15 protein-coding genes are annotated in these 14,663 nt (G+C 71.6%); 13 read left to right on the plus strand and 2 right to left on the minus strand.

Features of this window, described 5'->3' with window-relative positions; all coding sequences use genetic code 11:
* The first annotated feature begins 227 nt into the window (after positions 1-227).
* From Q2K19_RS20910 to Q2K19_RS20920, 3 genes are all read left to right on the plus strand, one after another.
* Positions 228-1,187: a heme o synthase gene (locus tag Q2K19_RS20910; protein ID WP_302763077.1), complete on the plus strand. Its 960-nt coding sequence runs from the start codon at positions 228-230 to the stop codon at positions 1,185-1,187.
* A gap of 252 nt (positions 1,188-1,439) precedes the next feature.
* Positions 1,440-1,775 (plus strand): hypothetical protein, encoded by a 336-nt coding sequence (locus Q2K19_RS20915; RefSeq protein WP_302763078.1) that lies wholly within the window; start codon positions 1,440-1,442, stop codon positions 1,773-1,775.
* A 6-nt stretch (positions 1,776-1,781) separates the two neighbouring features.
* Complete coding sequence (locus Q2K19_RS20920) at positions 1,782-2,702, plus strand: ATP-grasp domain-containing protein (RefSeq protein ID WP_302763079.1); 921 nt, start codon at positions 1,782-1,784, stop codon at positions 2,700-2,702.
* 62 nt (positions 2,703-2,764) lie between these two features.
* Here the strand turns inward: Q2K19_RS20920 and Q2K19_RS20925 are convergent, their stop codons facing one another.
* Positions 2,765-4,435: a right-handed parallel beta-helix repeat-containing protein gene (locus Q2K19_RS20925; RefSeq protein WP_302763081.1), complete on the minus strand. Its 1,671-nt coding sequence runs from the start codon at positions 4,433-4,435 to the stop codon at positions 2,765-2,767.
* An 88-nt stretch (positions 4,436-4,523) separates the two neighbouring features.
* The gene (locus Q2K19_RS20930) at positions 4,524-5,486 is read right to left on the minus strand and encodes a COX15/CtaA family protein (protein ID WP_302763082.1); all 963 of its coding nucleotides are present in this window, start codon (positions 5,484-5,486) and stop codon (positions 4,524-4,526) included.
* A 98-nt stretch (positions 5,487-5,584) separates the two neighbouring features.
* Here Q2K19_RS20930 and Q2K19_RS20935 point away from each other — a divergent pair, with 98 nt between their 5' ends.
* From Q2K19_RS20935 to Q2K19_RS20980, 10 genes are all read left to right on the plus strand, one after another.
* Positions 5,585-6,340, plus strand: a complete 756-nt coding sequence (locus Q2K19_RS20935; protein WP_302763083.1) for a helix-turn-helix transcriptional regulator — start codon at positions 5,585-5,587, stop codon at positions 6,338-6,340.
* Positions 6,337-7,767 carry a Fe-S cluster assembly protein SufB gene (sufB, locus tag Q2K19_RS20940; RefSeq protein ID WP_154227702.1) on the plus strand — a complete coding sequence of 477 codons (1,431 nt, stop codon included), beginning with the start codon at positions 6,337-6,339 and terminating at the stop codon, positions 7,765-7,767. Before Q2K19_RS20935 ends, sufB begins: the two co-directional genes overlap by 4 nt.
* 116 nt (positions 7,768-7,883) lie before the next feature.
* Positions 7,884-9,026: a Fe-S cluster assembly protein SufD gene (gene sufD, locus Q2K19_RS20945; protein ID WP_302763084.1), complete on the plus strand. Its 1,143-nt coding sequence runs from the start codon at positions 7,884-7,886 to the stop codon at positions 9,024-9,026.
* On the plus strand, positions 9,026-9,352 hold the full coding sequence (locus Q2K19_RS20950) for a non-heme iron oxygenase ferredoxin subunit (protein WP_302763086.1): 327 nt from the start codon (positions 9,026-9,028) through the stop codon (positions 9,350-9,352). Before sufD ends, Q2K19_RS20950 begins: the two co-directional genes overlap by 1 nt.
* Positions 9,352-10,125, plus strand: a complete 774-nt coding sequence (gene sufC, locus Q2K19_RS20955; RefSeq protein WP_302763088.1) for a Fe-S cluster assembly ATPase SufC — start codon at positions 9,352-9,354, stop codon at positions 10,123-10,125. Before Q2K19_RS20950 ends, sufC begins: the two co-directional genes overlap by 1 nt.
* Before the next feature lie 23 nt (positions 10,126-10,148).
* Entirely contained in the window at positions 10,149-11,453 is a 1,305-nt protein-coding gene (locus Q2K19_RS20960) for a cysteine desulfurase (RefSeq protein WP_302763090.1), read from the plus strand.
* Positions 11,453-11,929: a Fe-S cluster assembly sulfur transfer protein SufU gene (gene sufU / locus Q2K19_RS20965; protein WP_302763091.1), complete on the plus strand. Its 477-nt coding sequence runs from the start codon at positions 11,453-11,455 to the stop codon at positions 11,927-11,929. The genes Q2K19_RS20960 and sufU overlap by 1 nt, the downstream gene beginning before the upstream one ends.
* Positions 11,926-12,300 carry a metal-sulfur cluster assembly factor gene (locus tag Q2K19_RS20970; RefSeq protein ID WP_302763092.1) on the plus strand — a complete coding sequence of 125 codons (375 nt, stop codon included), beginning with the start codon at positions 11,926-11,928 and terminating at the stop codon, positions 12,298-12,300. The genes sufU and Q2K19_RS20970 overlap by 4 nt, the downstream gene beginning before the upstream one ends.
* A gap of 328 nt (positions 12,301-12,628) precedes the next feature.
* A complete protein-coding gene (locus Q2K19_RS20975) occupies positions 12,629-13,516 on the plus strand; it encodes a hypothetical protein (RefSeq protein WP_302763093.1) in 888 nt (295 codons plus the stop codon).
* Positions 13,517-13,735: 219 nt separating this feature from the next.
* Complete coding sequence (locus tag Q2K19_RS20980) at positions 13,736-14,362, plus strand: LysE family transporter (RefSeq protein ID WP_302763094.1); 627 nt, start codon at positions 13,736-13,738, stop codon at positions 14,360-14,362.
* Positions 14,363-14,663: the final 301 nt, after the last annotated feature.

Genomic DNA, 14,663 nt, shown 5'->3' on the forward strand with positions numbered 1-14,663 from the left:
TGATGACCCTATCGAGCGTGGCTAAACGTCCGCCCGGGGATCTGTGCATGGTGTTCTGTAGGTGTCCGACCGGATCCGTCGGTCAACTCCCACTGTGACGGCCCGCACCGTTGTCGGGTCTCCGGGGCAGCGAAAACGACGACGCGTAGTCTGTGGGGCGGTGTGTGGACCCGGACGGGTCCGGGCCGACCCCGACCTCCCCTGCCGACGCCGGAAGGTGGCAATCCGTGAGCATGATCACCGAGCGCCCCGTCAGCAACTCTGCCGGGCAGCCGCCGGTGCACACGGTTGCGGAGGCGTCGGCGACCGGCCGGCGGGACGTGCGGGCCGTGCTGGCCGCGTACGTGGCGCTCACCAAGCCGCGGATCGTCGAGCTGCTGCTGGTCACCACCGTGCCGGCGATGATGCTCGCCGACGGCGGGATGCCGTCGCTCTGGCTGGTGGCCGTGGTGCTGGTCGGCGGATCGCTCGCCGCCGGCGCGGCCAGCGTGCTCAACTGCTACATCGACCGGGACATCGACCAGCTGATGCGGCGCACCAAGCGCCGGCCGCTGCCCGCGCACACCGTGTCGCCGCGCAACGCGCTGGTCTTCGGGCTGGTGCTCGCGGTGATCTCGGTGGCGCTGATGGCCGCGTTCACCAACTGGCTGGCGGCCGGGCTCACGCTCGCCGCGATCGCCTACTACGACCTGGTCTACACGCTCTGGCTCAAGCGGACCACGGCGGCCAACACCTTCTGGGGCGGTGCCTGCGGCGCGGCGCCTGTGCTGATCGGCTGGGCCGCGGTCACCGGGTCGCTCGCCCCGGCCGCGTGGGGCCTGTTCGCGGTGGTCTTCTTCTGGCAGATGCCGCACTTCTACGCGCTGGCCATCAAGTACAAGGCCGACTACGCCCGGGCCGGCATCCCGATGCTGCCGGTGGTGGCCTCGGTCCGCCGGGTGAACGCCGAGATCCTCGCCTTCTCCTGGCTGACCCTGCTCTCCTCGCTGGCCGTCTGGCCGCTCGGGATGAGCCCGATCTACGGGGTGACCGCGCTGGTGGTCGGCGGTGTCTTCGTCGTCGAGGCGCACAAGCTGTGCCGGCGCGCGGCGCGGGGCGAGGCGGTCAAGCCGATGCGGCTGTTCCACTGGTCCACCACCTACCTCACCATCCTCTTCGCGGCCGTCGCGCTCGACGCCCTGCTGTAGGGCGGCCGCGCACCGGCCGGTGGTGGTGGAGTTCCCGCCGGTGAGGAAGTTCTCCAGAATTTTTTTTCGGGTAACGCTCTAGCGCACCAACCCGGACAGATAGTGACGATCTCGCCTGTCCGCTTCGCCCCGACGTATGCGACATGTACGGGCGAATCACCTGTGGTCTTCCTTAAACCCGTAGGTAATTGGCATCACAATTAGTTCATCGTTCTCGCACATGTGGGTGGAACTCTGCTTAGGCTTCGCGTCATGGCAGATGGTTCCGATACGACGCTGACGGCCGAGCAGACCGTTGCCGAGCAGGCCCCCAACGGCCTGGTCGCGGGCATCAAGTCGTTTGCCGCCGGACACGGCGGCGCGAAGGCGGTCATCGAGTACGTCGGCAAGCGCGGTGCCCGCATCGTCCTCGTGGGTGAGGACGGGGAGTGGGCCGACCAGTTCGCGGACGGCACCGACGTCGCGCGGCAGGCCTGCGCCACGGCGGGGGTCGCCGTCGAGAACGCCTGGGAGCGTGAACTGATGGACCAGATGCGTCCGAGCAACGACCTCTGGCGATCGATGGCCCGGCGCACGATGGCCCGTTGACATAAATTGACCACCCACCACCAGCCGACCCGGGGGAAGCCCCGGGTCGCCCTCGTCACCTGCACCGCCCTGCCCGACCTCGACCCGGACGACCGGCTCGTGCTCGCCCCGCTCGCCACCCGCGGCGTCGCCGCCGAGGCGTTGATCTGGGACGACCCGGCTGTGGACTGGTCCGGCTACGACCTGGTAGTGCTCCGCTCGCCCTGGGACTACGCGCTGCGGCGCGACGAGTTCGTGGCCTGGGCGCAGAGCGTCCCGCGCCTGGTCAACCCCGCCGACGTGGTCACCTGGAACACCGACAAGCGCTACCTGGCCGAGCTCTCGGCCGCGGGTGTGCCCACGGTGCCGACGGCCTGGGTCGAGCCGGGGCAGAGCTGGACCCCACCCGCCGACTCCGGGGAGTACGTGATCAAGCCGGCGGTCAGCGCGGGCAGCCAGGACACCGGCCGGTACGACCTGGCCGACCCGGAGCACCGGGAGTTGGCCGTGGCGCACGTGCGGCGGCTCGCCGAGGCCGGCCGGGTCAGCATGGTCCAGCCGTACCTGAGCGCGGTGGACACCGCCGGGGAGACCGCGCTGCTTTTCCTGGCCGGGCCCGACGGCCTGGCCTTCAGCCACGCCATCCGCAAGGGGCCCATGCTGACCGGTCCCGACCTGGGCGTGGCCGCGCTCTACAAGGAGGAGCGGATCGACGCTCGGACGGCCACGCCCGAGCAGCTGGACACGGCGGAGAAGACGCTGGCCGTCGTCCCCGGCGGCACGGACCGGCTGCTCTACGCCCGGGTGGACCTGATCCCCGGCCCTGGCGGCGCGCCCGTCGTGGTCGAGCTGGAGCTGACCGAGCCCAGCCTCTTCGTCGGGTACGCCGACGGCGCCCCCGACCGCCTCGCCGAGGCGATCACCACCCAGCTGCGCATCCACGCCTGACCGGGCACGGGCGCGTCCGTCGTCGCTCCGGCGGCGCCGGACGCGCCCGTGCCCGTCCCGGCTCAGCCCTCCTGGTGGTTGCGCTGCCAGTACCCGCCCACCGGTGGGGTGTCCAGGCGGACCGCGCCCGCCGCGTTGCCGACGAAGTCGTTCTCCTCCACCCGGCAGGAGAGGCAGCTGCCCCGCTCGGTGAGCCACAACCCGTAGGTCTGCGTCGGGGTGTCCCGGTGATCCCAGATCCGGTTGGCCCGCACGGTGGCGGCGTCGAACGGGGCGTTCACCGTGATCCCGGCGCGGACCGGGGGCGCGTCCGGCAGCTCGTAGCGGGCGCCGGGCGGCGGCGTGTCCTCGTTCCACCCGGTGACCGCGTCCGGCCGCACCTCGGCCAGGGTCAGCTCGGTGCCGGTGTTCGCGACGACCACCGCGGTCCGCGTGCCGACCCGCACGGTCTTCCCCCGGTGCCCGTCGGGCGGCCAGCCGGCCCGGTTGTCGACCATGTTCCGCCGGCCGTAGCGCACCGACTCCCCGGACCCGCCGGTCGCGGGCGCGCAGCGGCGGCCGTTGTTGCGGATCCGGTTGTTGACCACGGTGGCGTCGGTCATCGGCCGGTCGATCCGGATGCCGTCCAGGCCGTTCTCCCAGATCTCGTTCCCGTCGAGGACCACGTCGGCGGACGGCCCGGTGAAGCCGTGCCCCAGGTCGTGCTCGTGGTACCCGTGGCCGCCGTTGCGGCTGATCCGGTTGCCCCGGACCGTGTACGGTCCGGGCGAGTTGCCCATGCTGATCCCGTCGGCGACGTTGCGGTCGATCACGCAGTCGGCGAGCAGCCCGCCGCGCCCGGCCACCCCCGCGGTGCCGTTGGCCGAGACGTCGAAGCCGGCCTCCAGGTTGTCGGTGAGGGTGCAGGCGGACACGATCAGCCCGTCGGTGCCCCAGTCCGAGATGCCGAACCGGTTGGCCTGGCTGTGGCAGCCGACGATGCGGTAGCCGCGGGGCGGCGTCCAATAGTCCTTCTGTAGCTCCAGGAAGATGCCGTTGGTGCCGTTGCCGATCGTCGTGCAGTTGGCGATGGTCAGCCGCTCGATCTCGCCCCAGCCGCCGACGCCGATGCCGATGCCCGCCCCGCCCATCTCCTCGCCGTTGTCCAGCCGGCCGCACCCCACCACGACCACCCCGTCGATCAGGCTGTCCTGGAGGAAGTCGCAGCCCAGCCCGGTGGCGCCGGTGTGGTGGATGTACAGGTTGCGGAAGACGCCGCGCACCACGTACTGCAGGCCGAGGCCCTTGGCCAGGTAGCAGTACTCGGGCTGGGCCACCTCGGAGCCGTCGATCTCGAAGTCGGCGAAGGTGCACTCGGCGATGTGCCGCTCCCGGCTGGCGCCGTGCTGCACCACGGTCCAGTAGGCCAGCGGCACCGGGTCGGCCCGGTTGCCCTCGTTGCTGAGCAGGAATCGGGTCGCCGCCGGGCCGGCGCCGATCAGCGACACCCCGCTGCGCCAGACCGTGCCGGCGTCGCGGATCGAGTAGATCCCCGGCGGGCAGTAGATCACCCGGGCCCGGCCGTCCGCCGCGTACCCGTCGCCCAGCCGGTCCACCAGCGCCGAGAGCGCCGGCTGGTCGTTGGTCATCCCGTCGCCCTTGAGCCCGAACTCCCGCGCGTCGCACCACAGCGGCGCGCCGGCCACCGCGGTGGGGCGCCGCGGCGCGGTGGTGGCCAGCCCCTTGCGTGACACGGGCGCTCCCCTCGGCGTACGGCTGTCTCCGCCGCCGGGTTCCCGTCCGGCCCGGGGGTTAACGCCGGGCGTCGTGCCTGGTATGGGGTCAGACGGCCGCGGTGACCGGTTCGGCGGTCGGAGCCAGTTGCGTGGACGCCGCGAGCGGGCGGCGCTCCCGGGTCGACCAGAGCACCGCCAGGGAGGCCAGCAGCACCAGGCAGGAGCCGAGCATGTGCGCGGCGACCAGCACCGCCGGCAGGTGGGTGAAGTACTGCACGAAGCCGATCAGGCCCTGGCCCAGCTCGACCGCGACCAGCACCCCGGCGGCCCGGGCCGCCGGCGCCGCGCCGACCGCGCGGAACGCGAAGAGCAGCGCCACCGAGAGGCCGATGAGCAGGAACACCCCGTCGGCGTGCACCTGGGAGATCGCCTGCGGGTCCAGGCCGTTGCGGGCCGCGCCCTGGTCGCCCGCGTGCGGGCCGCTGCCGGTCACCCAGGTGCCCACCACCAGCACGGCCGCGCTGACCACCGTGGTGAGCAGGGCGAGGGCGCGCAGCGGCGCCGGCACGGTCGGGGTCACCGGCCCGTCCGGCTCGCCGGTGCGCCGCCAGAGCGCGTACGCGGCGGCGATCACCACCATCGAGGCGAGGAAGTGCAGCCCGACCACCCACGGGTTGAGGTTGGTGAGCACGGTGATGCCGCCGATGACCGCCTGGGCCGGGATGCCGAACAGCACGCCGATGGAGAGCGGCAGCAGCCCGCGGGGGCGGGTCCGCTGGGCCAGCACGGCGAGCACCACGGCGAGCGCGATGACCCCCACCGCGAAGGTGAGCAGCCGGTTACCGAACTCGATCACCCCGTGCACGCCCATCTCGGCCGTGGCGTGGTACGACTCGTCGGTGCACCGGGGCCAGGTGGGGCAGCCGAGACCGGACGCGGTGAGCCGGACCGCCCCGCCGGTGACCACGATCGCCACGTTCGCGATGATCGAGGTGTACGCGAGGCGACGCAGTAGCGTCGGGGAGACCGGGAACCGGACGGAAGCCTTCACGGAGCGAATCCTACGCACCGTAGTGGATCCCGATCGGGTGACTCCGCCGCACCGGTGGTCGGGATCACCGGACCCCGGGTTTGCGGGCCCTCCGCGAATTACGTAACGTTGCTGTTGTGAAAAACGCGGCGGCGCTCTCCGGGCAGCTGCCGGCGACCGGTCCGGTCGCCGGCGACGGCCCCGCGTCCGCCGATCTTTCCACCCGGGACCGCGTCACCCAGCTGCTGCTGGAGCGGGGGGCGACCACCGCCGCCCAGCTCGGCTCGGCGCTCGGGCTCAGCCCGGCCGCGATCCGCCGCCACCTCGACGCGATGCTGGCCGACGGCCACGTGGTCGCCCGCGAGCAGGTCGTGCGGGGCAGCCGGGGCCGGGGCCGACCGGCGAAGGTCTTCGTGCTGACCGAGGCGGGCCGGGTCCGCTGCGGCACCCACCACTACGACAACATGGCCACCGCGGCGCTGCGCTGGATCGCGCACAACGGCGGTGCCGAGGCCGTGGCGGCGTTCGCCGCCGACCAGGTCGCCGCCCTGGAGGCGCGCTGCCGCGCCGCCATGGAGGACGCCGGCGACGACCCGCTCGCCCGCGCGGAGGCGCTCGCCACCGCGCTGACCGCCGAGGGCTACGCTGCCAACGCGTCCACGATCGCCTCCGGCGGCCAGCTCTGTCAGCACCACTGCCCGGTGGCGCACGTGGCCGCCGAGTTTCCCCAGCTGTGCGAGGCCGAGACGGCGGTCATCTCCCGTCTGGTCGGCACCCACGTGCAGCGCCTGGCCACCATCGCGCACGGCGACGGGGTGTGCACCACGCACATCCCCACCCAGCCGCGTGCCCAGTCCGGTAACACCGTCACCACTGTGAGGACAGATAGATGACCGAGCAGATCGTCCAGCCCCTGACCCAGGAGGAGCAGCTTGCCGCCCTGGGCCGCTACGAGTACGGCTGGGCCGACCCTGACGTCGCCGGGGCGTCCGCCCAGCGCGGCCTCAACGAGGCGGTGGTGCGGGACATCTCGGCCAAGAAGAACGAGCCGGCCTGGATGCTCGACCTGCGCCTGAAGGGCCTGCGGCTGTTCGGCCGCAAGCCGATGCCGGCCTGGGGCGCCGACCTGACCGGGATCGACTTCGACAACATCAAGTACTTCGTGCGGTCCACCGAGAAGCAGGCCACCAGCTGGGAGGACCTGCCCGAGGACATCAAGAACACCTACGACCGGCTGGGCATCCCCGAGGCGGAGAAGCAGCGGCTGGTCGCCGGTGTCGCGGCGCAGTACGAGTCCGAGGTCGTCTACCACAAGATCCGTGAGGACCTCGAGGAGCAGGGTGTCATCTTCCTGGACACCGACACCGCGCTGCGCGAGCACGAGGACATCTTCAAGGAGTACTTCGGCACGGTGATCCCGGTCGGCGACAACAAGTTCGCCGCGCTGAACACCTCCGTCTGGTCCGGTGGCTCGTTCATCTACGTGCCGAAGGGCGTGCACGTGGAGATCCCGCTGCAGGCCTACTTCCGGATCAACACGGAGAACATGGGCCAGTTCGAGCGGACGCTGATCATCGTCGACGAGGGCGCGTACGTGCACTACGTCGAGGGCTGCACCGCGCCGCTCTACTCCTCGGACTCGCTGCACAGCGCGGTCGTGGAGATCATCGTCAAGAAGAACGCCCGGTGCCGCTACACGACCATCCAGAACTGGTCGAACAACGTCTACAACCTGGTCACCAAGCGCGCCGTCTGCCACGAGGGCGCGACCATGGAGTGGGTCGACGGCAACATCGGCTCCAAGGTCACCATGAAGTACCCGGCGGTCTACATGACCGGCGAGCACGCCAAGGGCGAGGTGCTCTCGGTGGCCATGGCCGGCGAGGGCCAGCACCAGGACGCGGGCGCCAAGATGGTGCACGCCGCGCCGCACACCTCCTCGACCATCGTGTCGAAGTCGATCGCCCGGGGCGGCGGCCGCACCTCCTACCGGGGCCTGGTGCAGGTGCTGGAGGGCTCGCACAGCAGCCGGAGCACGGTCAAGTGCGACGCGCTGCTGGTCGACACCATCTCCCGCTCCGACACCTACCCCTACGTCGACATCCGTGAGGACGACGTGTCGATGGGGCACGAGGCGACCGTCTCCAAGATCAGCGACGACCAGCTCTTCTACCTGATGAGCCGGGGCCTGAGCGAGGACGAGGCGATGGCCATGATCGTGCGGGGCTTCATCGAGCCGATCGCCAAGGAGCTTCCGATGGAGTACGCCCTGGAGCTCAACCGCCTGATCGAGCTCCAGATGGAGGGCGCGGTCGGCTGACCCCGGCCGCGAGCCCCGATCCGTCGGGCCGGGCTCCGCGAGCCCGGACCCGTCGGGCCGGGCCGCACGGGCCCCGACCGACCCTCCGACTAATCGCAGAACAGACCAAGGAAGAGATGACTACCCAGGCTTCCGCGCCGCCCGCGACCAAGTCGCAGGCGCTCCGCTCGTACGACGTCGCCGACTTCCCGGCCCTCACCGGCCTGGAGGAGGAGTGGCGCTTCACCCCGCTCAAGCGCCTGCGCGGCCTGGCGGGGGGAGCACCGGCCGCGACCGGCACGGTCCGCCACGAGTACGCCGACCTGCCCGAGGGCGTCACCGTCGGCCGGGTCGGCAAGGACGACCCGCGGGTGGGCAGCGTGCTCACCCCGTTCGACCGGATCAGCGCGCTGGCGTACGGCGGGGTGGACGAGGCGCTGCTGGTGCAGGTCGCCCGGGATGCCGTGGTCGAGACGCCGGTGAGCCTGCGGGTGGTCGGCGAGGGCGCCGACGCGCTCGCCTTGGGCCACACCTTCGTCGAGGTGGGCCGGTTCGCCGAGGTGACCTTGGTGCTGGAGCACGCCGGCTCCGCCACCCTCGCCGACAACGTCGAGGTGGCCGTGGCCGACGGGGCGAAGCTGACCCTGGTCACCGTCGCCGACTGGGCCGACGACGCGGTGCAGGCGCAGCACCTCAAGGTGAAGCTGGGCCGCGACGCCAAGGTGATCCACGTGCAGGTGAGCCTCGGCGGCGACCTGGTCCGGCAGTACACCTCGGTCGAGTACGGCGACCGCGGCGGCGAGGCCGAGCTGTACGGCCTCTACTTCGCCGACTCGGGCCAGCACCTGGAGCACCGGCAGCTGGTCGACCACACCGTGCCGGACTGCCGCAGCTATGTCGGCTACCGGGGCGCCCTGCAGGGCGACAGCGCGCACACCGTCTGGGTCGGTGACGTGCTGATCCGGGCCGAGGCGACCGGCACCGACACGTACGAGATCAACCGGAACCTGCTGCTCACCGACGGCGCGCGGGCGGACTCCGTACCCAACCTGGAGATCGAGACCGGCGAGATCGCCGGCGCCGGGCACGCGAGCGCGACCGGCCGCTTCGACGACGAGCAGCTCTTCTACCTGATGGCCCGGGGCATCCCGGAGGCCGAGGCCCGCCGCCTGGTGGTCCGCGGCTTCTTCGCCGAGCTGATCAACAAGATCCCGGTCGAGGAGCTGCGCGAGCGGCTCGGCGATGCGATCGAGGCCCGCCTGACGAAGGCCGGCGCCTGATGATCAGGATCTGCGCGGTCGAGGACGTGCCGAAGGGCACCGCGATCAGCGCCGACGTCGACGGCACCCGGCTCGCGATCGTGCACGGCGACGACGACAACTTCTACGCCGTCTACGACGAGTGCTCGCACGCCGCCGTGGCGCTCTCCGAGGGCGAGGTCGAGGGCTGCACGCTGGAATGCTGGCTGCACGGATCCCGTTTCGACCTGCGTAGCGGTGAGCCCACCGGGCTGCCCGCGACCGAACCCGTTCCCGTCTACCCCGTCGAAGTCCGCGACGGCGACATCTACGTCAGCCTGACGCCGAGCAATGGAGTGACCCGATAATGAGCACCCTGGAGATCCGCGACCTGAAGGTGTCGGTCAAGCTGCCCGAGGGTGAGCTCAAGCCGATCCTGCACGGTGTCGACCTGACCGTGAAGTCGGGCGAGACCCACGCGATCATGGGCCCGAACGGCTCCGGCAAGTCGACTCTGGCGTACTCGATCGCCGGCCACCCCAAATACCAGATCACCGGCGGCTCGGTGACCCTCGACGGCGAGGACGTGCTGGCCATGTCCGTCGACGAGCGGGCCCGCGCCGGCCTCTTCCTGGCCATGCAGTACCCGGTCGAGGTGCCCGGCGTCTCCGTCGCCAACTTCCTGCGTACCGCCAAGACCGCCATCGACGGCGAGGCGCCGAAGCTGCGCACCTGGGCCGGCGAGCTGCGCGGCGCCATGGAGAAGCTCCAGATGGACCCGGCGTTCGCCCAGCGCAACGTCAACGAGGGCTTCTCCGGCGGCGAGAAGAAGCGGCACGAGATCGTGCAGCTGGAGCTGCTCAAGCCGAAGATGGCCATCCTCGACGAGACCGACTCCGGCCTCGACGTGGACGCGCTGCGCGTGGTCAGCGAGGGCGTCAACCGGGTCCGGGACACCGGCGACACCGGTCTGCTGCTGATCACCCACTACACCCGCATCCTGCGCTACATCAAGCCGGACTTCGTGCACGTCTTCGTCGCCGGGCGCATCGTCGAGCAGGGCGGCCCGGAGCTGGCCGACAAGCTCGAGGAAGAGGGCTACGAGCGGTACGTCGCCGGGGCCGGCTCGGCGCGGGCCTGACCGTAGGACAAGGGGCCGCGGAGATGACCACCATCGCCATTCCTGGGGGAATGCCGCAGTACGACGACGTGCCGCGTTTCGACGTGGCCACGGTGCGCGCCGACTTCCCGATCCTGGACCGGGAGATCAACGGGCACCGGCTGGTCTATCTCGACAGCGCCAACACCTCGCACAAGCCGCGGCAGGTGCTCGACGTGCTCGCCGAGCACTACGCCCGGCACAACGCCAACGTGTCCCGCTCGGTGCACACGCTCGGCACCGAGGCGACCGAGGCGTACGAGGGGGCCCGGGCGAAGATCGCCGCGTTCATCAACGCGCCGAGCGCCGACGAGGTGGTGTTCACCAAGAACTCCACCGAGGCGATCAACCTGGTGGCGTACGCGTTCTCCAACGCCTCGCTGCGGCCGGACGCCGACCCCCGGTTCCGGCTCGGCCCCGGCGACGAGATCGTGATCTCCGAGATGGAGCACCACTCGAACATCGTCCCGTGGCAGCTCCTCGCCGAGCGGACCGGCGCGACCCTGCGCTGGTTCCCGGTCACCGAGCACGGCCGGCTGGACGAGTCCGGGCTGGACGACCTGGTCAACGAGCGGACGAAGATCGTCTCGCTGGTGCACATGTCCAACATCCTCGGCACGGTCAACGCCACCTCCCGGATCACCCAGCGGGTCCGCGAGGTGGGCGCGCTGCTGCTGCTCGACTGCTCGCAGTCGGTGCCGCACCTGCCGATGGACGTGGTCGACTACGACGCCGACTTCATCGTCTTCACCGGGCACAAGATGTGCGGCCCGACCGGCATCGGCGTGCTGTGGGGCCGGGGTGAGCTGCTGGCGGCGATGCCGCCGGTGTTCGGCGGCGGCTCGATGATCGAGACCGTGACGATGGCACGGTCGACGTTCGCCGCGCCGCCGGCCCGGTTCGAGGCGGGCACCCCGCCGATCGCCGAGGCCGTGGCGCTCGGCGCGGCGGTGGACTACCTCACCGGGATCGGGATGCGCGCCATCCAGTGGCACGAGAAGGAGCTGACGGCGTACGCGCTGGACGCCCTCGCCACCGTGCCGGAGCTGCGCGTGTTCGGCCCGAACGTGCCGGTCGGCCGGGGCGGGACGATCTCGTTCGCGCTGGGCGACGTGCACCCGCACGACGTCGGGCAGGTGCTCGACTCGCTGGGTGTGCAGGTCCGGGTGGGGCACCACTGCGCGAAGCCGGTGTGCAGCCGGTTCGGCGTGCCGGCCATGACGCGGGCGTCGTTCTACCTGTACACCACCACGGAGGAGATCGACGCGCTGGTGGCCGGTCTCGAGCAGGTGCGGAAGGTGTTCGGCTGATGCAGCTCGACCAGCTCTACCAGGAGATCATCCTGGACCACTACAAGCACCCGCACGGCCGTGGGCTGCGGGACGCTGCGGACCCGGACGCCCGGGTCGGCGAGGCGCATCACGTCAACCCGACCTGCGGCGACGAGATCACCGTGCGGGTGGCCACCGACGGCAAGGTGTTCACGGACATCTCGTACGACGGGATGGGCTGCTCGATCAGCCAGGCGTCGGCGAGCATTCTGCACGAGCTGCTGCGCGGCCGGCTGGCGGACGACGCCGCCGTGGTGCACGAGGCGTTCGTGGCGTTGATGTCCGGGCGTGGCCAGGTCACGCCCGACGAGGAAGTGCTCGGAGACGGGGTGGCGTTCGCGGGTGTCGCGCGCTACCCGGCCCGGGTGAAGTGCGCGTTGCTGTCGTGGATGGCGTTCAAGGACGCCGCGGCACGCGCCGGGGTGGGCGTGAGCCCGACGGAGGTGAAGGCATGAGCAGCGAGGAGACCGCCACCGCGGCGACGCCGGCGACCGGCGGCGGCAAGGCCGCCATCGCCGACATCGAGGAGGCGATGAAGGACGTCGTCGACCCGGAGCTGGGCATCAACGTGGTCGACCTGGGCCTGGTGTACGGCATCCACGTCGACGACCAGAACGTGGCCACCCTGGACATGACGCTGACCTCGGCGGCCTGCCCGCTGACCGACGTCATCGAGGACCAGGCCCGGCAGGCGCTGACCACCGGCCCGGGCGGCGGGCTGGTCGGCGACATCCGGATCAACTGGGTCTGGCTGCCGCCGTGGGGCCCCGACAAGATCACCGACGAGGGGCGCGACCAGCTCCGCTCCCTCGGCTTCAACGTCTGAGCGTTAGCGTCTCGGCTGCGGCCGGCCCGGCGAAAGCTGTGGCCGGCCGCAGTGATTTCCGGGCGCGGCGTGTGCTCGTGACCGTTCGTCGCCCGGTCGTCGCCACAGGTGGGCCTGCCGCCACCGATCGGAGTCGGGGCGGCAGCGGAACGGCCCGACGGTGCGCTGAAAGTTGACATCGCGGATGGCCCAGCCCGGCCCCGTCGTAACTTCATGGCACATGCGCAGCCGTGCGGAGCGCCCAGACGCCGCCGGACAGGGATGATCTCCCGGGCTGGCAGGCGGGCCGCCGATCGGCCACGCCGACTCCCAGCCCGAAGGAGACCACATGCTCAGACGGACTTTGGCCATCGCGCTGGCCGTGCCGGTCGCCGCTGTTCTCGCCCCCGGGTCGCCGGCGAACGCGGCGACCCCGCTCTCCGGCGCGATCTTCACGACCGACGCCAGCGGCGTACCGGTCAACCTCAACATCTACGCCGCCAAGGAGGACGTGTACCTCAACGGCGGCCCGGGCATCAACGCGCCGGACGAGGCGGCGGGGCTGCCCGCCGGCACCTACTCGTTCCAGGTCACCGACCCGTCCGGCAAGACGCTGCTCTCCACGGACCCGGTGACGTGCCGGCAGTTCACCGTCGACGACTCGGGCGTGATCCGGAGCGTCGCCGCCGGCGGGGCGTGCGCCCACGCGACCGGAACCGACGGGGAGGACGCCGGGCTGACCGTGCAGCTCTTCCCGTATGCCGACACGCCGAACAACGGTGGCGTGTACAAGGTCTGGGTGAGCCCGACCGAACTGCTGGACTGCACCGCTGTGGGCAACAAGAACTGCTTCGTCCCGCGCTACAGCAAGACCGACAACTTCAAGGTCCGCAACAACCGGATCGTGGAGATCGACACCCGGTTCGTGAAGCCGGGCGTGGCCGAGCCGGTCGACGGGCTCGCGGCGACGTGGATCGACACGAACGGCGCGTCCAACGTCAAGTACTCGGAGTACAACCCGGGCATGCTGGCGTTCCACGAGGCCCACGTCGAGGCGGCCGAGCAGGGCCAGCACCAGATCGTCGTCAGCGACCAGCCGGGTTGCACGGTGGCTTCGGCGCACGCGGACGGGCGGACGTACCTCCCCGTGGGTGGTTCGGTGACCGTGCCGGTGTCGGTGAGGAACCACCTGTCGGCCGACTACACCTACTTCGTCGACGTGCACTGCGCCGACTGACGCAATCCCTCGGCACGGTGGGGCCGCGGCGACGCCCCGGCCCCACCACACCGCCCGGCTCGTCGTCGGGCCCGTTATTCGCTCGCGCCGGCCGGGTTCGAGGCGGCAGAATCTCGCCGTGATCGCACGGACCCGTACCCATGTCTCTGTCCCGGCGGCCATGCCTCGCCGGCGACAGCAGGCGGCGCGCCGGTCCGTCGCGGTCTCCGGCCCGCCGGCATGACCGCCGCGTTCGTGGCCGGCCTGGTGGCCGGCTACGGCGTAGCCATCCCCGTCGGCGCGATCGCCATCCTCATCCTCGGGCTCAGCGCGCGCACCTCGTTCCGGGTCGGCGCGGCCGGGGCGCTCGGCGTCGCCACCGCGGACGGCCTCTACGCGGCCGTGGCGGCGCTCGGCGGCGCGGCGGTGGCCGGTCGGCTCACACCGGTCGCCGGTCCGCTGCGCTGGGTGGCCGCCGGGGTGCTGCTCGCCCTCGCCGCGCACGGGGCCTGGCGGGCGCTGCGCCCACCCGCGCCGGCCGGCCCGTCGCCGGTGCGTGGCGGCCTCGACACCCCGACCCGGGCGTTCGGGGCGATCCTCGCCCTGACCCTGCTCAACCCGGCGACCGTCGTCTACTTCACGGCCCTCGTCCTGGGCCGGGGCGACGCGGCCGGGTCCGGTACCCGGGCGGCCCTGCTCTTCACCCTCGGGGCCTTCCTCGCCTCGGCCAGTTGGCAGTTGGTGATCGCCGGCGGCGGCACGCTGATCGGTCGGGCCCTCACCGGCCGGCGCGGCCGCCGGGTCACCGCCCTGCTGTCCACCGCCATCATCGCGGCACTCGCCGTCGCCACCCTGCTGGGCGGCTGATCGACCACCGAGCGTCCAGCCTGGACGATGGCCGGCCGAACCGACGGATCGGTGGTCGAACGCCCGGTGGCGGTTCGCATCTCCGACCGGCGGGTGCGCGGCCATCGGGCCGGCGGGTCGCCCTTGGGCCACTGTGGCCGCCGGGCGGGGGCGGCCGACGTCCTGTCAGGAGCACCTCGACCGTCCGGCTGATGTCCCGGCTCCGTCGTCCGCCTAGGGTCCTGACCATCTGTGGATCACTCCCGTACGCCCCGCTACCGCCGGGCGCGCGGGCGCCCGCAGCACTCGGCACCGAGCAGGG

It is taken from the genome of Micromonospora sp. NBRC 110009 (assembly GCF_030518795.1).
Lineage (GTDB): Bacteria > Actinomycetota > Actinomycetes > Mycobacteriales > Micromonosporaceae > Micromonospora.